We start from the raw sequence: 18,659 nt of genomic DNA, 5'->3' as shown, positions 1-18,659 counted from the left end.
TGGTTCTATATATATTAGTATTCATATTTGATCTCCCATCTGTTTTTCAGAAATTCACGTGTACTCTTTTCTCTTGCATTATCTCCTGGTTCATAAAATACTGTACCACTTAAATCATCTGGCAAGTATTCTTGAGTGATGAAGCTGTTATTAAAGTTATGCGGATAGTCATACTCCTCCCCATAACCAAGCTCTTTCATTAATTTTGTAGGAGCGTTTCGCAAGTGGATTGGAACAGAGAGGTCTCCAAACTGTTTGACTGCTTGTTGTGCTTTGCCAATCGCCATATAAGAGGAATTGCTCTTGGGAGAAGTAGCCAGGTAAATAGTACATTGACTCAGTAATATTCTACTTTCTGGATAACCAATGACAGATACAGCCTGGAATACATTAGTTGCCATAATCAGTGCAGTCGGATTAGCTAATCCTATATCTTCAGATGCGTGAATTACTAAGCGTCTTGCTATAAACTTCAAATCTTCACCTCCTTCAATCATCCTGGCTAACCAATATACAGCACCATTGGGATCACTTCCTCTTATGGATTTGATAAAAGCAGAAACTATATCATAGTGTTGTTCTCCTGTCTTGTCGTATAGTACAGTATTTTGTTGTACTACTTTGAGCACCATCTCATTATTGATTTCTATATAGTCACCACCTGTAGCATTGATGATAAGTTCAAAAGTGTTTAGCAGCTTCCTACCATCTCCTCCCGAAAGCCTAAAGAGAGCTTCGGTTTCTTTTAATACTATCTTTTTTGTTTTTAACACCTCGTCTTGGGTAATTGCTCTTTCTAACAAGGCTTGTAAGTCGTCTTTGCTAAAAGCATTCAAGGTATAGACTTGGCATCTGGAAAGCAGTGCAGGGATAACTTCAAAACTTGGATTTTCAGTAGTAGCACCTATTAAAGTAACCCATCCTCGTTCGACAGCAGCAAGTAGTGAATCTTGTTGTGACTTGCTGAAACGGTGAATCTCGTCAATGAATAAGATTGGATTTTTCGTCGTGAATAATCCTGTGTTTTGCTTGGCTTTCTCAATTACTTCTCGAACATCTTTTACTCCTGAATTGATTGCACTTAGCACATAGAAAGGACGTTCGCTTTGTTTAGCAAGTATTTCTGCCAATGTGGTTTTACCTGTACCTGGAGGTCCCCAAAAAATTAGGGACGGTATAAAGCCCATTTTCAATTGGTTTGTTAGTATTCCATTTTCACCTACCAAGTGAGCTTGGCTGACGTAATCTTCTAAGTGATTTGGTCTTACTCTTTCTGCTAATGGTGCATCCATCATAATCATATTCTTAGTAATTGTAGAAACAAAAATACAATGCTTTTTGAAACTTCCTTTCATTCTTGAAAAGACTTTGTTCGATTAATTAAAGTACTGCGGTTAGTAGCCGGAGTTTTGAATGGATTTTATGAATAAATGTCTTACATTAGTTTTATGAAGAAAGTGCCTGCCTTTTCAATAAACATCATTTTATTGCCCCTATTTTATGTTTTATTCATATGGGGTGCCTTTTGGTGTGATTGGACTTACTTCTTAGAATTGTATGAATATGGTGTGTATCCAAGGACTTGGTCTGGGTTAAGGGGAATCTTTTTTAGTCCTTTTATTCATGGAGGGTTAAAGCATTTGTACAATAATTCGGGTGCATTGTTTATTCTACTTATCATCCTGCAGTATTTCTATAAGAGGCAAACGTGGAAAGTTGTTGTTTTGGGTATTCTGCTGTCGGGATTTGGTACTTGGTTGTTTGCAAGACCAAGTTATCACATTGGAGCAAGTGGTCTTGTTTATGTGCTCGTCAGTTTTATTTTTTTTAAGGGGATGCAGACGCGTTATTATAGATTAATGGCTGTGTCGTTAGTCATTGTAGTCTTGTATGGAGGAACTGTCTGGTATATGTTTCCATCTGTAGAAGAAGGGATTTCTTGGGAAGGTCACTTGAGTGGATTTATCGCAGGTTTAATTCTTAGCTATGTGATTGAAGAACCTGAAATACCTGAGAAATACTATAAGTACGATTGGCAAAAACCTAGTTATGATGCCTCGCAAGATCCCTTTATGCAGTGTTTTGATGAAAATGGTAATTTTATTGTAATCCCGAAGGAAAAACCTATTGATTATTCTAACTGTTATCGACCTACTTTACCCATAGTTTACGTGGATTACCTTCAGAAGTATAGGGAGTATAAATAAAAAGCGTCTTCTAAAAGACGCTTCTGTAATTCTTAATTGTAAACTTTATTGCCGTTTCAAGTATCTCTCCCATATTGTTACAATACTTAAAAGCTTTTTCATGAACAAAGTCATACATCTCCATTTTTAATTGGTCAATGTGCTCTTTAGGAGCTATTGTATCTTGTTTCATGACATTGAGTATGTCTTGAATCCTGTCTTGATTACTTATAACCCTTCTCACTAATACTGAGCGAATCTCTTTTCTATATTGTTCTATAGAAATATCTTTAAACTTATCTAATACTAATTGTACGATTGTGTTATTCTCTTTAAAGAATTGAGGTAGATAGAACTTTAGATTGCCCTCATAACATTGTTGATCAAAGTCAATTGGTCGTATGCGATAGACAACGTGATCAAAATCGTGAGTGGGAATAATGACATAATTGTACGAACGCATATCACCTAATAATCCAATTAGACAACGCTCGTTGAACTTTACGTATTCCTTTGCGATTTGTGATTTTTCTAACTCAGTACATTGAGGCAAATACTCTTTGATGAACACATCTCCTGGTATTCCCATGATGTGTTCTTCAATCAATGTATCTTTGTGTACAAGGTAGTTTACGGTATTTGGAGACATCATTTCTTCTAATTCTAATCCGTAGATACGAGAGGCATCTGCTTTTTTGACGTAGAAATTAGTATAGATGTCATTTAATTTGTTTCTAATTTTAATGCGGAACGGTTGTGAGTTTCCAAAAGAACAAAAGTCTATGGTATCGACCACCAAGTGCTCTAATAGGGTCACATCTCCATCAGAATGAAGTAAAGTGTACACTTTCGCAAGATTGGCTTCGATTTCTGCATATTCATGTTCTGGATAATAAACTCTGTACCACAGCGTGTCATTACCAAATTTATCTTCCACGCTTACATAGCCACTAAAGCGCAACAAGTCCTCATATAAAATACTAATCTTTGTAGTACGTTTATACTTTTTAAGGTACCTCGCTAAATCATCTGATACAGGATAGCTTGGTTTGCGCATTTGTCTTTTAGCGGGTTGTTCCATTTGTCTATCTTCTTTGACGAATTGCTTCATATAAGAATGCTCCACATGCCACAGAAACATTTAATGAATCTATTGTGCTAAACATAGGTAATTTTGCTTTCTCATCTATGATTTTAAGTACAGAGGGGTTAATACCTTTATCTTCACTACCCATAATGATTGCTAAAGGAGTATTAAGATCTATATCGTAGATTTCTTTTTCTGCTTTTTCTGTCGCTCCTAATGTAATAACTCCAGAACCTTGTAAATAAAAGACAGCGTCTTTGATGTGGTCTACTTTACAAATAGGTATATTAAACACTGCTCCTGCAGAAGTCTTTACCGTATCACCATTCACAGGTGCTGCACCATTTTTAGAAACAATGATTCCATCTGCACCACAGCATACAGCTGTACGGATAATCGCTCCAAAGTTACGAGCATCTGATATTTGGTCTAAAATAACAAATAGAGGTTTCTCTTTTTCTGCTAATACACCTTCTACTAATGTTTCTAACGAGACAAAAGAAATGGGAGCAATACTTGCTATTGCGCCTTGGTGATTCTTTTTTGTTAATCGATTTAGTTTTTCAATTGGAACATATGAGAAATTAATGTTGTTCTTTTTAAGTGCTTTAAGCAGCTCATTCATTAATTCTCCACTTGCTTCTTTTTGAATAAAAACTTTGTCGATATCTTTTCCTGCCTCTATGGCTTCGATAATTGCACGAATACCAAATATTTGATTGTCCTGTTCCATGGTGCAAATGTAATATAAAATGTTAGGTTATATGACTGTACAATTACTGAAGTTAAAACTTAGTAATATACGACTACAAAATTACTGCGTATATATAGGATAATCAAGTGAAAAAAGAGGATGCGTATAGAGCGCCTTTTAATTCGATTACTTGTCTGCTCTTGCAACTTTTTGAGATTATTATCCTTTGAGCGGTATACAGTTACTAAAACTGAAAAAATAGTCAATTAACTAATTATACTGTTTGTAGAGAAATGCAATATAAAATCATCGATAAAGAGATATACACTGTACGTGTTATCAATAATTAATATAATGATTTTATTAGTTGAAATAGTATCGTGAAGGAATAAGTAAAATAGATTATCGATAATATCTTAATATATTTACTACTGAAACTATTCAATGTCTTGTACATAGACTAGATGCAGTATGATTGTTTGCATGTGTTTTTACTTTTCCCTGTGTAAGTTTCTATATTGTGTTGGGCTTAATTGTGTATGCTTTTTAAAGAATTTAGATAGATGACTCTCGTCATTGAAGTCTAATTCAAAGGCGATTTCCTTTAATCGCATTGTACTGTACTTCAGTCTTGTTTCTACTAGTTTTAGTTTGTAGTTTAAGATATAGTCTTGTAGGGATATACCTATTTGCTTTTTGAAGTATTCTCCGAAGTAGTTTTTTGAAATTCCAAAGGTGTTTGCTAAGACCTCTATGGATAGTTTCTCTCTATCCTTAATATTCTTTTGTACATAGGTGATGATACTCATGACATCTTGTACTTTCTTGTTTTCGTTTACTTGTTTGTAGTCACACTGTATAAGATTGCGTGCAATAAGATTGAGCAAAATAGACACACTCTGTCTGATAATTAAATAATCCAGTGCTTGCTGTTGGTACTCTCTCTGTATATTTCTAAGCAGGTGCTCTGCAAATGTTTCGTCTTCTTTGCTATGGAAGACACATCCTCCTTTTGCGTGATAGTTGTGGGTGATATAGGTTAGCTTGTTGATATTATCACAAGTCTCGATGCGGTCTGCCTCCATGCGTATCTGTGTGATGAAGGTTTGAGGGCATTCGATGACTAGTAGGGTACATTCTTTACTCAAGAAGAGGTAATGCGTATTAAAAGGAATAACGTATAGTTTTCCTTTTTGGAAAGGTACTTCATGGGATTCATATACACTGACTCCTTTGCCCTGTAGGATATAAACAAGCAGCAATTGGGAAGTGGATTGTATTTCTACACTATCTTCATGTAGAGTAATCTCTCGTATAGCTATTGATTCAAGTGTGTCGTAACGCATATTTCCGTACTAGAAAAACCTTTTATAGTACAATTAATTTTGTACTTAAGGTGCTTTCTTTGCAAAGGAATAAAAAAAATGAATATGAGTGCGTATAAAAATAGATGGAGTGTATTGCGCTATTTAGTAATCGGTGCTTTTCTTTCTCCTTTAGACTATTTTATTGTGAATATGGCTTTACCTGCAATAAAGGATTCTTTTGAAGCAACAGAAAATCAATTGCAAATGGTTATTGCTATTTATGGACTGACGTATGCTGCCTTAGTGGTGTGTAGTGGTAAGTTGGGGGATATATATGGTAGACGTACCATTTTTACTACTGGGCTTTGGATATTTCTATTGTCTTCTATAGCGTGTGCTTTTTCCCCTACGATTAGTTTACTTATCTTTTCTAGGTTTCTACAAGGTATAGGAGCATCGCTATTGGCTCCTCAGGTATTAGCATCTATTCGACTCCTATTTGATGATTCAGAGCGAGCAAAGGCATTAGGCTTTTTTGGTTCTGTATTTGGATTAGCTGCTATTGTAGGACAATTGTTAGGAGGTGTATTATTGAGTGTTCATTTGTGGGGAATGACTTGGGAGATTATCTTCTTGGTTAATGTACCAGTGGCAGCAGTTTGTTTATATGGGATATATACGCATATGTCTAAAGAAACATTAAAGAAACAGCCCTTAGATATAGGTGGTGTATTGTTAGTAATAGGAGCACTACTGTGTTTTATTACACCTTTAATATATGGGCGCGCTTATCAATGGGCTTGGTGGATTTTTGCGATTATTGGATTGAGCATTGTTCTATTGATTGGCTTTGTGCAATATGAATGTTATCGAGAACGACACGCTTACCCTGTATTGTTGTCTATGAAATTGTTTGACAATAAAGGTTTTGCTTTTAGCTTACCTATTATCTTGTTCTATAATTTTACAGCTGGACTCTTTGTTTGTTATCCTTATTATTTACAATCCTATTTGGATTGGGGAGTATTAGCGTCTGGATTGGCTATTGTTCCTTATGGAGTAGGATTTTTCTTTGGGCCAATCTTATTTGCGAAAGGAGGGAGAAAGAGTGGGTTTTGGATTAAGTTAGGTTTAGGGTTGTTGCTTGTTTCATTTATCCTCTTGGGAGGATTGTTTAGTAAGTATGAAACACCAACATTAGGAATGCATTTGATTTTCTTATTTGCTGGATTTGGACACGGAATCATTATGCCTGTGATGATGAAAGAGAGTATTCGATACATTGAAGTGGATCAAGTAGGACAAGCATCTGGAATAGTAAGTACTGTCATTCAAGTGGGAAGTGTCTTGGGTGGGGCTATTATAGGAACATTGTTTTTCAGTTTAAAAAGTGTATGTGGCTATTCTCAGGCTTTTGCAATTGCTTTAATAGGTTTAGGTGTAGTACAATTAATAGGTATAGTATTTTATAGCATGTTGAATAGAGAAGTTAATAAAAGTAAATAATTATGTATACAACAAAAGAAATAGGGTTAGGGGTACAACAAGTGCAAGACTTTTGTAAAAACATAGAGATGTGGTTCTGTGGAGAGTTAGCTAATCAAGATGAAGTATTAGGCCGTATAACAAGTACATTCGATCAGTCATTTGTTATGGTCAATGGAGATGAAAAGCAAATGGACTACGCAGCGTTTGTACAATGGTTGCCTTCTGTTTATGGAAAGTTTCCAGGAAGAAAAGTGTTTTTAGAAGATGTAAAAGCTAGTGCTACATTCTCACATATACTTGTTCAGTATAAAGAAATTCAAGTAACAGGAAAGGATAGAAATGAGCGAAAATCTTCTGCGGTATTTAGAATTATTGAGGGTAAAGCTTTGTGGTATCACTTAGTGGAAGTATGGCTATAATCTTAATGCTTGTGTAAGTTTATCAATCGGAAACCTATTTATACTATTTTGTATGGATAGGTTTTCTTTTTTACAAAAGAGTAACTATATGTATCTATATAATTACGCGGTGAGAACGTATTCTTTTGTATAAAAGTGCTATAGAATTGCTTGAAACGCAATAATATTGAATTTGGTTGCTTTGCATATAATGATTTAAATGAAGGTGTTTGATAATATTAGTTTAGGAGAAAGCTAATTTTTAATAGCAAAGCGCAATGAAATAAAATGATTTAAAAAAAAAGTTTAATATGATTGAAAATTAATGAATTGAGTTTTGAATAATTCAAAAAAGTTTTTACATTTGCAACCCCGTATAGTGTGCGGGAAAATTATTTGTGGAAATTATTAATAAACATTATGCCAACAATTCAACAATTAGTAAGAACAGGGAGAACCCAATTGACTAAGAAGAGTAAATCGGTTGCTTTGGATTCTTGTCCTCAAAGAAGAGGAGTTTGTACGCGTGTTTATACTACTACACCTAAAAAACCAAACTCTGCAATGCGTAAAGTTGCAAGGGTACGTTTAACAAATGGTAATGAAGTAAACGCTTACATCCCAGGAGAAGGACACAATTTACAAGAGCACTCGATAGTATTAGTTAGAGGTGGAAGGGTAAAAGACTTACCAGGTGTTAGATACCACATCGTACGTGGAGCTTTGGATACTGCTGGAGTAAACGGTAGAACTCAAAGAAGATCTAAATATGGTGCTAAACGCCCTAAAGACAAAAAGTAATCGTATAAACGTTTAAGAAGGAAGACATGAGAAAAAGACAGGCTAAAAAGAGACCTCTTTTACCGGATCCGCAATTTAATGATCAATTAGTTACGCGTTTTGTGAATAACTTAATGTGGGATGGTAAAAAGTCTACAGCTTTTAAAGTGTTCTATGATGCTTTAGCTATCGTAGAGGAGAAAAAACAAGACGAGGAGAAAACTTCATTAGAAGTTTGGAAAGATGCATTGACAAATGTTATGCCTCACGTAGAAGTACGTTCTCGTCGTGTTGGAGGGGCAACTTTCCAAATTCCAATGCAAATTCGTCCGGATAGAAAGATTTCTATGGCGATGAAATGGATGATTTTGTATGCGAGAAAAAGAAATGAAAAGTCAATGGCTGCAAAATTAGCTTCTGAAATCTTAGCTGCTGCTAAAGAAGAAGGTGCTGCAGTTAAAAAGAGAATGGATACTCACAAAATGGCTGAGGCAAATAAAGCATTCTCTCACTTTAGATTTTAATCCATACAGAAACTATATACAATGGCAAGAGATTTAAAATATACAAGAAACATTGGTATCGCTGCTCACATCGATGCTGGTAAAACAACTACGACAGAGCGTATTTTGTTCTATACAGGTAAAAACCACAAAATGGGAGAGACTCACGAAGGATCTTCTACAATGGACTGGATGGAGCAAGAGGCTGAAAGAGGTATTACTATTACATCAGCAGCTACTACTTGTACTTGGAATTTCCCTACAACTCAAGGAGCTGTGATTCCTGAGTCTATGGAATATCACTTCAACATTATCGATACTCCGGGACACGTTGACTTTACAGTTGAAGTTAACCGTTCATTACGTGTATTAGATGGATTAGTTTTCTTATTTAGTGCTGTTGATGGTGTTGAGCCTCAATCAGAAACTAACTGGAGATTAGCTGATAACTATAAAGTTCCTCGTATGGGATTTGTTAATAAGATGGACCGTCAAGGTGCTAACTTCTTAGCAGTATGTCAGCAAGTAAAAGATATGTTGAAATCTAATGCAGTGCCGATTGTTTTACCAATTGGTGATGAAGCTGATTTCAAAGGTATCGTTGATTTAGTGAAAAACCGTGCAATCGTATGGCATGATGAGAATCATGGTTCTACTTTTGATGTTGTTGAGATCCCAGCGGATATGTTGGATGAAGTTAAGCAATACAGAGGTCAGTTAATCGAAGAGATTGCTGCATACGATGAAAATTTATTAGAAAAATACATGGAGGATGAAAACTCTATCACTGAGGATGAGATTCACGTTGCTTTACGTGCTGCTACTCTTGATATGAGCATCATTCCTATGACTTGTGGATCTTCTTTCAAAAACAAAGGAGTTCAGTTTATGTTAGATGCTGTTTGTCGTTACTTACCTTCTCCAATGGATAAGGAAGCTATCGAAGGAACTAATCCTGATACAGAAGAGCCAATCTTACGTAAGCCTTCAGTTACTGAGCCGTTTGCTGCATTAGCGTTTAAAATTGCTACTGACCCATTCGTAGGTCGTTTAGCTTTCTTTAGAGCTTATTCAGGACACTTAGATGCTGGTTCTTATGTATTGAATACTCGTTCTGGAAACAAAGAGCGTATTTCTCGTATCTACCAAATGCACGCTAACAAACAAAACCCAGTTGAATATATTGAGGCTGGAGATATTGGAGCTGCTGTAGGATTTAAAGATATCAAAACTGGAGATACTTTATGTGATGAGAAGAATCCTATCGTATTAGAAAGTATGATATTCCCAGACCCTGTAATCGGTATCGCTATTGAACCAAAAACAAAAGCGGATATGGATAAAATGGGTACTGCTTTAGCTAAATTAGCTGAGGAAGATCCTACTTTTACAGTTAAAACTGACCAAGCGTCTGGACAAACTGTAATCTCTGGTATGGGTGAATTACACTTAGACGTTCTTATTGACCGTATGAGACGTGAGTTCAAAGTTGAAGTTAACCAAGGTGAGCCTCAAGTTGAGTACAAAGAAGCTCTTACTCGTTTCGCTGATCATAGAGAAGCTTATAAAAAGCAATCTGGTGGACGTGGTAAATTCGCGGATATCGTATTCAAAATGGGACCTGCTGATGACGTAGATGGAAAACCATTCGTTGGATTACAATTCGTAAACGAAGTTAAAGGTGGTAACGTTCCTAAAGAATATATCCCTTCTGTAGAGAAAGGATTTAGAGAGGCAATGAAACAAGGTCCTTTAGCTGGATTCGAAATGGATTCAATGAAAGTAACTTTAGTGGATGGTTCTTACCACGCGGTTGACTCGGATGCATTATCTTTCGAATTAGCTGCTAAGATGGGGTATAAAGCTGCTGCTAAAGCTGCTGGAGCTATCATTTTAGAGCCTATCATGAAATTAGAGGTATTGACTCCTGAAGAAAACATGGGTGATATCGTTGGAGATTTGAACCGTCGTCGTGGACAAATCAACAGTATGGATGATAGAAATGGTGCTAAAGTTGTTAAGGCTTCTGTTCCATTATCAGAAATGTTCGGTTATGTTACTACATTGAGAACATTATCGTCTGGTAGAGCAACTTCTGTAATGGAGTTCTCTCACTACTCTGAGACGCCATCAAACATTTCAGAAGCAGTAATCACTAAAGCAAAAGGTAACGCTTAATTTTAGAGTAAAATGAGTCAAAAAATCAGAATAAAATTAAAATCTTACGATCATATGTTGGTTGATAAATCAGCAGAGAAAATCGTAAAAACTGTAAAAAGTACAGGTGCTGTTGTAACAGGTCCAATTCCGTTACCAACTCACAAAAAAATCTTTACTGTTCTTCGTTCTCCTCACGTGAACAAAAAAGCAAGAGAGCAGTTTGAATTAAGTTCATACAAAAGATTGTTAGATATTTATTCATCATCTTCAAAAACAATTGATGCTTTAATGAAATTAGAGTTACCAAGTGGAGTTGAAGTTGAAATCAAAGTGTGATAATAACTAACTTTTCTTAACTGAAAATAATATTCTAGCTAAGTATTAAGAGTTGCTCTTAATACTTAGCTCTTTAAATGAATAAAACAATTTATAATTAATAATTAATATTTATGTCTGGGTTAATTGGTAAAAAAATCGGCATGACTAGTATTTTCGATGAGAATGGAAAAAACATTCCATGTACAGTAATCGAAGTAAGTCCTAATGTCGTTACCCAAGTCAGAACCAATGAGGTTGACGGGTATGAAGCGTTACAACTTGGTTTCGATGACAAATCAGATAAACATGCTACTAAAGCTGAGTTAGGTCACTTTAAAAAAGCTGGTACATCTGCTAAAAGAAAAGTTGTTGAAATTAAGGATTTTGCTGGAGAGTATAAACTAGGTGATGCAATCACTGTAGATTTGTTCTTAGAAGGTGAGTTTGTTGACGTACAAGGTGTTTCTAAAGGTAAAGGATTCCAAGGGGTTGTTAAACGTCACGGTTTTGGTGGGGTAGGACAAGTTACTCACGGTCAAAAAAACCGTTTAAGAGCGCCAGGATCTGTAGGTGCATCTTCTTATCCTTCTAGAGTATTCAAAGGAATGCGTATGGCAGGAAGAACAGGAGGAGTAAATGTAACAGTACAAAACCTTAGAGTTTTAAAAGTAGTTGCTGATAAGAATCTACTTGTTGTTAAGGGAGCAGTTCCAGGACACAAAAACTCTTATGTAATCATTCAGAAGTAATGGAAGTAAAAGTTTTAGATATCACAGGAAAAGATACTGGTAGAAAAGTTGAACTTTTAGATTCAGTATTCGGTATAGAGCCAAACAATCACGCAGTATATCTTGATGTTAAACAATATTTAGCAAATCAAAGACAAGGAACTCACAAGGCTAAAGAAAGAGCTGAGATTTCTGGAAGTACTCGCAAGATTAAAAAACAAAAAGGAACTGGTACTGCAAGAGCAGGAAGTATTAAATCTCCAGTATTCCGCGGAGGAGGTAGAGTTTTCGGACCAAGACCAAGAACTTACTCTTTAAAATTGAATAAAAGTTTAAAACGATTAGCAAGAAAATCTGCTTTCTCAATTAAAGCAAAAGAATCAAATTTAATCGTTGTTGAAAACTTTAACTTTGAAGCTCCAAGCACTAAAGATTTTATCAAAGTGTTGAGTGGTTTAGGGTTGGAAAATAAAAAATCTCTATTTGTGTTTGGTGAATCAAATAAAAATGTATATTTGTCATCACGCAATTTAGAGAAGGCTGCTGTTGTAACTACTTCAGAATTAAGCACTTACGGTATTTTAAATGCTGGTAGTTTAGTGTTAACTGAGGGTTCTGTAGCTGGAATTGTCGAAAATTTAAGTAAATAATAGGAAGATGAGTGTTTTAATTAAGCCTATAATTACAGAAAAAATAACTAAAGACGGCGAAATATTCGGTCGTTTTGGTTTTGTAGTTGATAGAAGAGCTAACAAAATTGAGATCAAAAAAGCAGTAGAAGCTGCTTATGGAGTTACTGTTGTTAGTGTAAATACTATGAACTATGCTGCTAAGCGTTCTGTTAAGTACACTAAAAGTGGAATGATCAACGCTAAAACTAATGCTTACAAGAAAGCAATAGTTGAATTGAAAGAAGGAGAGAGTATAGACTTTTATTCAAATATCTAATAAATAATGTCAGTTAGAAAATTAAAACCTATTACCCCAGGTCAGCGTTTTAGAGTTGTGAATAGTTTTGACGCTATAACAACTGATAAGCCGGAGCGTAGTTTACTAGCACCGAAAAAAAAATCTGGAGGTAGAAATAGTCAAGGGAAAATGACCATGCGCTACACAGGTGGTGGTCATAAACAAAGATACCGTGTGGTAGATTTTAAAAGAACTAAAGTTGGAATTCCAGCTACTGTTAAAACTATCGAGTATGATCCAAACCGTACAGCATTCATCGCTTTGATTGCTTACGCAGATGGAGCTAAATCATACGTAATTGCACAAAGCGGTATGAAAGTTGGTCAAACTGTAGTTTCAGGACCAGAAGCATCACCAGAAGTTGGGAATGCGATGCCTTTAAGAAATATTCCTTTAGGAACTGTTATTTCTTGTATCGAATTACGTCCAGGACAAGGTGCTGTTATTGCTCGTTCAGCAGGTACATTTGCACAATTAGTTGCTAGAGATGGTAAATATGCTACTATTAAAATGCCTTCAGGAGAAATCCGTTTAATTTTATTAGAGTGTGTAGCTACTATCGGAGCTGTGTCTAATCACGATCACCAATTAATCGTTTCAGGTAAAGCTGGTAGATCTAGATGGTTAGGTAGAAGACCAAGAACAAGAGCTGTAGCGATGAACCCAGTAGATCACCCAATGGGAGGTGGAGAAGGTCGTTCTTCAGGAGGACACCCACGTTCAAGAAACGGGATGCCTGCTAAAGGTTACAGAACTCGTTCAAAAGTTAAAGCGAGTAATAAGTATATTGTTGAACGTAGAAAGAAATAAAAGATTAAGACATGGCACGTTCGTTAAAAAAAGGACCTTATGTTCACTTTAGATTAGAGAAGAAAGTTCAACAAAACGTAGAGAGTGGAAAAAATGGAGTTATCAAGACTTGGTCAAGAGCTTCTATGATTACTCCAGACTTCGTTGGACAAACTATCGCAGTGCACAATGGTCGTCAATTTGTTCCTGTATATGTAACAGAGAACATGGTAGGACATAAATTAGGAGAATTTTCACCAACAAGATCTTTTAGAGGTCACGCTGGTGCAAAGAATAAAGGTAAAAAATAATAAGAAGCTATGGGAGTTCGTAAAAGAGAGAGAGCTGAGCAGATTAAAGAGGCTAACAAGCAAGTTGCTTTCGCTAAGCTAAATAATTGCCCTACTTCTCCAAGAAAAATGCGCTTAGTAGCGGATTTAGTTAGAGGACAGAAAGTAGAAAAAGCTCTAAATATATTAAGATTCAGTTCAAAAGAAGCTTCTCGTAATTTAGAGAAATTGCTTTTATCTGCAATCGCTAACTGGCAAGCGAAGAACAGTGATTCAAATATTGAAGAAGCTGGTTTAATCGTTAAAGAAATCAGAGTTGATGGTGGTATGATGTTAAAAAGATTACGTCCTGCACCTCAAGGAAGAGCACATAGAATAAGAAAACGTTCTAATCACGTAACAATCGTGTTAGGATCTAATAATAACACACAAAGCAATTAATAAGCAGTATGGGACAAAAGACTAATCCAATCGGGAATCGCCTTGGTATTATTAGAGGATGGGACTCAAACTGGTATGGTGGAAATGACTACGGTGATAAAATCGCTGAAGATCACAAAATCAGAAAGTATATCCATGCTCGTTTATCAAAAGCTAGTGTTTCTAAAGTAATCATCGAAAGAACTTTGAAACTTGTAACCGTTACTATCACTACTGCAAGACCTGGTATTATTATCGGGAAAGGTGGACAAGAGGTAGACAAGCTAAAAGAAGAGTTAAAAAAGATTACTGATAAAGAAGTTCAGATTAACATTTTTGAAATCAAACGTCCTGAATTAGACGGATATCTTGTGGCTGCAAGTATCGCTCGTCAAATTGAGAACAGAATTTCTTACCGTCGTGCGATTCGTATGGCTATGGCTGCTGCGATGAGAATGAACGCTGAAGGAATTAAAGTTATGATTTCTGGTCGTTTGAATGGTGCTGAAATGGCACGTTCTGAAACTTTTAAAGAAGGACGTATTCCTTTATCAACTTTCAGAGCTGACATCGATTACGCACTTGCTGAAGCTCACACTACTTATGGTAGAATGGGAATTAAAGTGTGGATCATGAAAGGTGAAGTTTATGGAAAAAGAGATCTTTCTCCGTTAGCTGGAATGGATAAAAAACAATCTAAATCAGCAGGATCTCCAAAAGGTAAAACTAACCAACGCAAAAGAAAGTAATTTTTAAACTGAAGAAAAATGTTACAGCCTAAAAGAACAAAATACCGTAAGGTACAGAAAGGTAAAATGAAAGGGATTTCTCAAAGAGGGCATGAACTTTCAAATGGTATGTTTGGAATCAAATCGATGGACACTTCATTTATTACTTCTCGTCAAATTGAGGCAGCTCGTATTGCAGCTACTCGTTTCATGAAACGTGAAGGACAGTTGTGGATCAAGATTTTCCCAGATAAACCAATTACTAAAAAGCCTCTTGAAGTACGTATGGGTAAAGGTAAAGGTGCAGTAGAGTACTGGGTTGCTGTGGTAAAACCAGGAAGAATTATGTTCGAAGTTGGTGGAGTGCCAATTTCAGTTGCTAAAGAAGCATTGCGTTTAGCAGCACAAAAACTTCCAGTTAGAACTAAATTTGTAATCGCTAGAGATTTCGAAGCATAATCTAAAATTTATCATGAAACAATCAGAAATAGTAAGTCTATCTGTAGCTGAATTACAAGATCAACTAACGCAGTTGACAAGCGCATATAATAACTTAAGATCTGCACACGCGATTTCTCCAATTGAGAATCCTCTTCAAATCAGAACGGTTAGAAGAAGCATCGCTAGAGTTAAGACAGAGTTAAGTAAAAGAGAGTTACAATAATTGTATTCTGCCGAAAGATGGAAAATAGAAAAGAAAGAAAAGAAAGAATAGGTGTTGTTACTAGCAACAAAATGGAGAAATCTATTGTTGTGTCTGAAGTAAAGAGAGTAAAACACCCTTTATACGGAAAGTTCGTGTTGAAAACTAAGAAATATGTTGCACACGACGAAACAAATGACTGCAACATTGGTGATACAGTTAGAATTATGGAGACTCGTCCATTATCTAAATCTAAATGTTGGAGATTAGTTGAAATCATTGAAAGAGCGAAATAATTATGGTACAACAGGAATCTAGACTTAAAGTAGCAGATAACACGGGAGCAAAAGAAGTTTTGACAATCCGCGTGTTAGGAGGAACGAAACGTCGTTATGCCTCTGTAGGAGATAAAATTGTAGTTTCAATCAAAGAAGCAACTCCAAACGGAAACGTTAAGAAAGGTGCTGTTTCAACTGCAGTTGTTGTTCGTACCAAAAAAGAAGTGAGAAGAGCCGATGGATCTTACATCAGATTTGATGATAACGCATGTGTATTATTGAATGCTGCAGGTGAGATGAGAGGAACTCGTGTTTTTGGTCCAGTAGCGAGAGAACTTCGTGAAAAACAATTCATGAAAATTGTATCATTAGCACCAGAGGTGTTATAATTCTTTCAAAAGATGACTAAGCTAAAGATAAAAACAGGAGATACAGTACGTGTAATTGCTGGAGACCATAAAGGTTTAGAAGGTAAGGTAGTACGTGTATTACGTGAAAAAAACAAAGCTATTGTTGAAGGGTTAAACATCATTTCTAAGCATGTTAAGCCTAGTGCTACTAACCCTCAAGGTGGAATTGTTAAAAAAGAAGCTCCAATCCACATCTCTAACTTAGCGATCGTAGATCCTAAGACTAACGAAGTTACAAGAGTAGCTATCGAGAAAGATGAGAACGGAAAAAATGTTAGAGTTTCTAAAAAATCAAAACAAGTATTATAGTTATGGCTTATATACCAAGACTTAAAGAAGAGTATAAAAGCAGAGTAATCTCTGCTCTTACTGAGGAATTTGGTTACAAAAACGTTATGCAAGTTCCAAAACTTGAGAAAATCGTTGTTAGCCGTGGTGTTGGAGCAGCTGTATCTGATAAAAAATTAGTTGATTACGCAGTTGAGGAATTGACTAAAATTACAGGACAAAAAGCTGTTGCTACTATCTCAAAGAAAGACGTTGCTACGTTTAAATTGAGAAAAGGTATGCCAATTGGAGCTAAAGTAACTTTACGTGGAGAGAAAATGTATGAGTTCTTAGATCGTTTAGTAACTTCTGCTTTACCACGTGTTAGAGATTTCCAAGGAATTAAATCTGACGGATTTGACGGAAGAGGAAATTATAACTTAGGTGTTACTGAGCAGATTATTTTCCCTGAAATCAATATTGATAAAGTAAACAAAATCGCTGGTTTTGATATCACTTTTGTAACATCTGCTAATACAGATAAAGAAGCGAAATCTTTACTTGCTGAATTAGGATTACCTTTTAAAAAGAATTAAGTATGGCTAAAGAATCAATGAAAGCCCGTGAGGTAAAAAGACAAGCATTAGTAGATAAATATGCTGATAAGAGAAAAGCTCTTTTAGAAGCTGGAGACTACGAAGGGTTACAAAAATTGCCTAAAAATGCTTCTCCAGTACGTTTACACAACAGATGTAAATTAACAGGAAGACCAAGAGGGTATATGCGTCAGTTCGGTATTTCTCGTGTTACTTTCCGTGAAATGGCAAATAATGGATTGATACCAGGAGTTAAAAAGGCAAGTTGGTAATTAAGATTTAAAGGTAAAAACAATGTATACAGATCCAATAGCAGATTTCCTTACAAGAATTAGAAATGCTGTGCGTGCAAACCACAAAGTAGTTGAGATTCCAGCATCTAACTTTAAGAAAGAAATCACGAAAATTTTATTCGATCAAGGATATATCTTAAGCTATAAATTTGATGATAGTTCAGTTCAAGGAACAATCAAAATAGCTTTAAAATATGATAAGGACACTAAAGAGTCTGTAATTAGAGATATCCAAAGAATTAGTAAACCAGGTTTGCGTAAATACGCTTCTGCAGCTGACCTTCCTAGAATCTTAAATGGTTTAGGAATCGCTATTATTTCAACATCAAGAGGATTGATGACTGGAAAACAAGCGAAACAACTTAATGTTGGTGGAGAAGTAGTTTGTTACGTATACTAATTTAAAAAGACTAAGAGATGTCAAGAATAGGAAAAAGTCCAATAGCAATCCCTGCTGGTGTAACGGTTGACGTTAAAGAAGGAGAGATCGTTGTTAAAGGTAAATTAGGAGAGCTTACTCAGAAATTTGATACAGTTAGTGTTAAAGTTGAAGAAAATAATGTAATTGTTGAGCGTTCATCTGACGATAAAGATGAGAGAGCAAAACACGGTTTATACCGTAGTTTAATTAACAATATGATTACAGGTGTATCTGAAGGATTTACAATCACTTTGGAATTGGTAGGGGTAGGATATCGTGCTTCTAACCAAGGTCAAAAGTTAGATTTAGCTTTAGGTTTTTCACACAATATCGTAATAGATGTTGCTTCAGAAGTAAAAGTGGAAACTATATCTGAAAAAGGGAAAAACCCACTAGTGAAATTGACTTCACATGACAAACAATTAGTAGGTCAAGTGGCAGCTAAAATCCGTTCATTCCGTAAACCAGAACCTTACAAAGGAAAAGGTATCAAGTTTGTGGGTGAAGAGTTAAGAAGAAAAGCAGGTAAATCAGCTTAAAAATTAAGACTATGTCATTAACAAAATCTGAAAGAAGACAACGTATAAAATTCAGAATTAGAAAGGTGGTTACTGGAACTACAGCAAAACCAAGACTTTCTGTATTCAGAAGTAATAAAGAGATCTATGCGCAAATCATAGATGACGTGAATGGAGTAACTCTAGCTTCAGCATCTTCAAGAGAAGCTGGTATAACAAGAGGAACCAATATTGAAACTGCTGCATCGGTTGGGAAACTAATTGCAGAAAAAGCTTTAAAAGCTGGTATAGAAAATGTATCTTTCGACAGAAATGGTTATTTATACCACGGACGTGTTCAATCATTAGCGAACGGTGCTAGAGAAGCTGGATTAAAATTCTAATTAGT

General features: G+C 35.7%; 28 protein-coding genes. 24 read left to right on the top strand and 4 right to left on the bottom strand.

All coding sequences use genetic code 11. The features are described from left to right. Nucleotides 1-14 precede the first annotated feature (14 nt). Entirely contained in the window at nucleotides 15-1,292 is a 1,278-nt protein-coding gene (locus tag NWE55_RS04850; RefSeq protein WP_160338884.1) for a replication-associated recombination protein A, read from the bottom strand. Between the two features lie 156 nt (nucleotides 1,293-1,448). Between NWE55_RS04850 and NWE55_RS04845 the strand changes: the two genes are divergently transcribed. Continuing rightward, nucleotides 1,449-2,207, top strand: coding sequence for a rhomboid family intramembrane serine protease (locus NWE55_RS04845; RefSeq protein ID WP_155091377.1), 759 nt, complete (start codon nucleotides 1,449-1,451; stop codon nucleotides 2,205-2,207). A gap of 10 nt (nucleotides 2,208-2,217) precedes the next feature. Here the strand turns inward: NWE55_RS04845 and NWE55_RS04840 are convergent, their stop codons facing one another. From NWE55_RS04840 to NWE55_RS04830, 3 genes are all read right to left on the bottom strand, one after another. Then, entirely contained in the window at nucleotides 2,218-3,297 is a 1,080-nt protein-coding gene (locus NWE55_RS04840; protein WP_230381497.1) for a hypothetical protein, read from the bottom strand. Then, a complete protein-coding gene (rlmB, locus tag NWE55_RS04835; RefSeq protein ID WP_155091378.1) occupies nucleotides 3,272-4,006 on the bottom strand; it encodes a 23S rRNA (guanosine(2251)-2'-O)-methyltransferase RlmB in 735 nt (244 codons plus the stop codon). The genes NWE55_RS04840 and rlmB overlap by 26 nt, the downstream gene beginning before the upstream one ends. A gap of 452 nt (nucleotides 4,007-4,458) precedes the next feature. Next, on the bottom strand, nucleotides 4,459-5,313 hold the full coding sequence (locus tag NWE55_RS04830; protein WP_155091379.1) for an AraC family transcriptional regulator: 855 nt from the start codon (nucleotides 5,311-5,313) through the stop codon (nucleotides 4,459-4,461). A gap of 84 nt (nucleotides 5,314-5,397) precedes the next feature. On the opposite strand from NWE55_RS04830, the gene NWE55_RS04825 reads away from it, so the two are divergent. The 23 genes from NWE55_RS04825 (at nucleotide 5,398) to rplR (ending at nucleotide 18,654) form a co-directional block, all read left to right on the top strand. Then, nucleotides 5,398-6,780, top strand: coding sequence for an MFS transporter (locus NWE55_RS04825; protein WP_155091380.1), 1,383 nt, complete (start codon nucleotides 5,398-5,400; stop codon nucleotides 6,778-6,780). Nucleotides 6,781-6,782: 2 nt separating this feature from the next. After that, entirely contained in the window at nucleotides 6,783-7,181 is a 399-nt protein-coding gene (locus NWE55_RS04820) for a hypothetical protein (RefSeq protein ID WP_155091381.1), read from the top strand. A gap of 399 nt (nucleotides 7,182-7,580) precedes the next feature. Beyond that, nucleotides 7,581-7,961, top strand: a complete 381-nt coding sequence (rpsL, locus tag NWE55_RS04815; RefSeq protein WP_002987523.1) for a 30S ribosomal protein S12 — start codon at nucleotides 7,581-7,583, stop codon at nucleotides 7,959-7,961. Nucleotides 7,962-7,987: 26 nt separating this feature from the next. Next, the gene (rpsG, locus tag NWE55_RS04810) at nucleotides 7,988-8,464 is read left to right on the top strand and encodes a 30S ribosomal protein S7 (RefSeq protein ID WP_155091382.1); all 477 of its coding nucleotides are present in this window, start codon (nucleotides 7,988-7,990) and stop codon (nucleotides 8,462-8,464) included. 21 nt (nucleotides 8,465-8,485) lie between these two features. Then, nucleotides 8,486-10,621, top strand: a complete 2,136-nt coding sequence (gene fusA / locus NWE55_RS04805) for an elongation factor G (protein WP_155091383.1) — start codon at nucleotides 8,486-8,488, stop codon at nucleotides 10,619-10,621. 12 nt (nucleotides 10,622-10,633) lie between these two features. Beyond that, nucleotides 10,634-10,939: a 30S ribosomal protein S10 gene (gene rpsJ / locus NWE55_RS04800; protein WP_006259497.1), complete on the top strand. Its 306-nt coding sequence runs from the start codon at nucleotides 10,634-10,636 to the stop codon at nucleotides 10,937-10,939. A gap of 113 nt (nucleotides 10,940-11,052) precedes the next feature. After that, nucleotides 11,053-11,670 (top strand): 50S ribosomal protein L3, encoded by a 618-nt coding sequence (gene rplC, locus NWE55_RS04795; protein WP_155091384.1) that lies wholly within the window; start codon nucleotides 11,053-11,055, stop codon nucleotides 11,668-11,670. Next, nucleotides 11,670-12,299, top strand: a complete 630-nt coding sequence (gene rplD / locus NWE55_RS04790) for a 50S ribosomal protein L4 (protein ID WP_155091385.1) — start codon at nucleotides 11,670-11,672, stop codon at nucleotides 12,297-12,299. Before rplC ends, rplD begins: the two co-directional genes overlap by 1 nt. Nucleotides 12,300-12,306: 7 nt before the next feature. Then, entirely contained in the window at nucleotides 12,307-12,597 is a 291-nt protein-coding gene (rplW, locus tag NWE55_RS04785; RefSeq protein ID WP_155091386.1) for a 50S ribosomal protein L23, read from the top strand. 6 nt (nucleotides 12,598-12,603) lie between these two features. After that, on the top strand, nucleotides 12,604-13,428 hold the full coding sequence (gene rplB / locus NWE55_RS04780) for a 50S ribosomal protein L2 (RefSeq protein ID WP_155091387.1): 825 nt from the start codon (nucleotides 12,604-12,606) through the stop codon (nucleotides 13,426-13,428). An 11-nt stretch (nucleotides 13,429-13,439) separates the two neighbouring features. Beyond that, nucleotides 13,440-13,718, top strand: coding sequence for a 30S ribosomal protein S19 (rpsS, locus tag NWE55_RS04775; RefSeq protein WP_155091388.1), 279 nt, complete (start codon nucleotides 13,440-13,442; stop codon nucleotides 13,716-13,718). A gap of 9 nt (nucleotides 13,719-13,727) precedes the next feature. Further along, a complete protein-coding gene (rplV, locus tag NWE55_RS04770; protein ID WP_155091389.1) occupies nucleotides 13,728-14,138 on the top strand; it encodes a 50S ribosomal protein L22 in 411 nt (136 codons plus the stop codon). A gap of 8 nt (nucleotides 14,139-14,146) precedes the next feature. Further along, complete coding sequence (gene rpsC / locus NWE55_RS04765) at nucleotides 14,147-14,866, top strand: 30S ribosomal protein S3 (RefSeq protein WP_155091390.1); 720 nt, start codon at nucleotides 14,147-14,149, stop codon at nucleotides 14,864-14,866. Nucleotides 14,867-14,884: 18 nt separating this feature from the next. Next, entirely contained in the window at nucleotides 14,885-15,304 is a 420-nt protein-coding gene (gene rplP / locus NWE55_RS04760) for a 50S ribosomal protein L16 (protein WP_155091391.1), read from the top strand. 13 nt (nucleotides 15,305-15,317) lie between these two features. Further along, entirely contained in the window at nucleotides 15,318-15,509 is a 192-nt protein-coding gene (rpmC, locus tag NWE55_RS04755) for a 50S ribosomal protein L29 (protein ID WP_155091392.1), read from the top strand. A 17-nt stretch (nucleotides 15,510-15,526) separates the two neighbouring features. Continuing rightward, the gene (gene rpsQ, locus NWE55_RS04750; protein ID WP_155091393.1) at nucleotides 15,527-15,784 is read left to right on the top strand and encodes a 30S ribosomal protein S17; all 258 of its coding nucleotides are present in this window, start codon (nucleotides 15,527-15,529) and stop codon (nucleotides 15,782-15,784) included. A 2-nt stretch (nucleotides 15,785-15,786) separates the two neighbouring features. After that, on the top strand, nucleotides 15,787-16,155 hold the full coding sequence (rplN, locus tag NWE55_RS04745; protein WP_155091394.1) for a 50S ribosomal protein L14: 369 nt from the start codon (nucleotides 15,787-15,789) through the stop codon (nucleotides 16,153-16,155). A gap of 12 nt (nucleotides 16,156-16,167) precedes the next feature. Continuing rightward, entirely contained in the window at nucleotides 16,168-16,485 is a 318-nt protein-coding gene (gene rplX, locus NWE55_RS04740; RefSeq protein WP_155091395.1) for a 50S ribosomal protein L24, read from the top strand. 2 nt (nucleotides 16,486-16,487) lie between these two features. Further along, a complete protein-coding gene (rplE, locus tag NWE55_RS04735) occupies nucleotides 16,488-17,039 on the top strand; it encodes a 50S ribosomal protein L5 (RefSeq protein WP_155091396.1) in 552 nt (183 codons plus the stop codon). Between the two features lie 2 nt (nucleotides 17,040-17,041). After that, a complete protein-coding gene (gene rpsN / locus NWE55_RS04730; RefSeq protein WP_155091397.1) occupies nucleotides 17,042-17,311 on the top strand; it encodes a 30S ribosomal protein S14 in 270 nt (89 codons plus the stop codon). A 22-nt stretch (nucleotides 17,312-17,333) separates the two neighbouring features. Beyond that, entirely contained in the window at nucleotides 17,334-17,732 is a 399-nt protein-coding gene (gene rpsH, locus NWE55_RS04725; protein WP_155091398.1) for a 30S ribosomal protein S8, read from the top strand. Nucleotides 17,733-17,749: 17 nt separating this feature from the next. Beyond that, nucleotides 17,750-18,292: a 50S ribosomal protein L6 gene (gene rplF / locus NWE55_RS04720; protein WP_155091399.1), complete on the top strand. Its 543-nt coding sequence runs from the start codon at nucleotides 17,750-17,752 to the stop codon at nucleotides 18,290-18,292. 11 nt (nucleotides 18,293-18,303) lie between these two features. Continuing rightward, nucleotides 18,304-18,654, top strand: coding sequence for a 50S ribosomal protein L18 (rplR, locus tag NWE55_RS04715; RefSeq protein ID WP_155091400.1), 351 nt, complete (start codon nucleotides 18,304-18,306; stop codon nucleotides 18,652-18,654). The last annotated feature ends 5 nt before the right edge of the window (nucleotides 18,655-18,659 follow it).

It is taken from the genome of Myroides albus, assembly GCF_024722315.1.
GTDB classification, from domain to species: domain Bacteria; phylum Bacteroidota; class Bacteroidia; order Flavobacteriales; family Flavobacteriaceae; genus Flavobacterium; species Flavobacterium album_A.
This window is presented reverse-complemented; position numbering and strand designations above follow the sequence as displayed.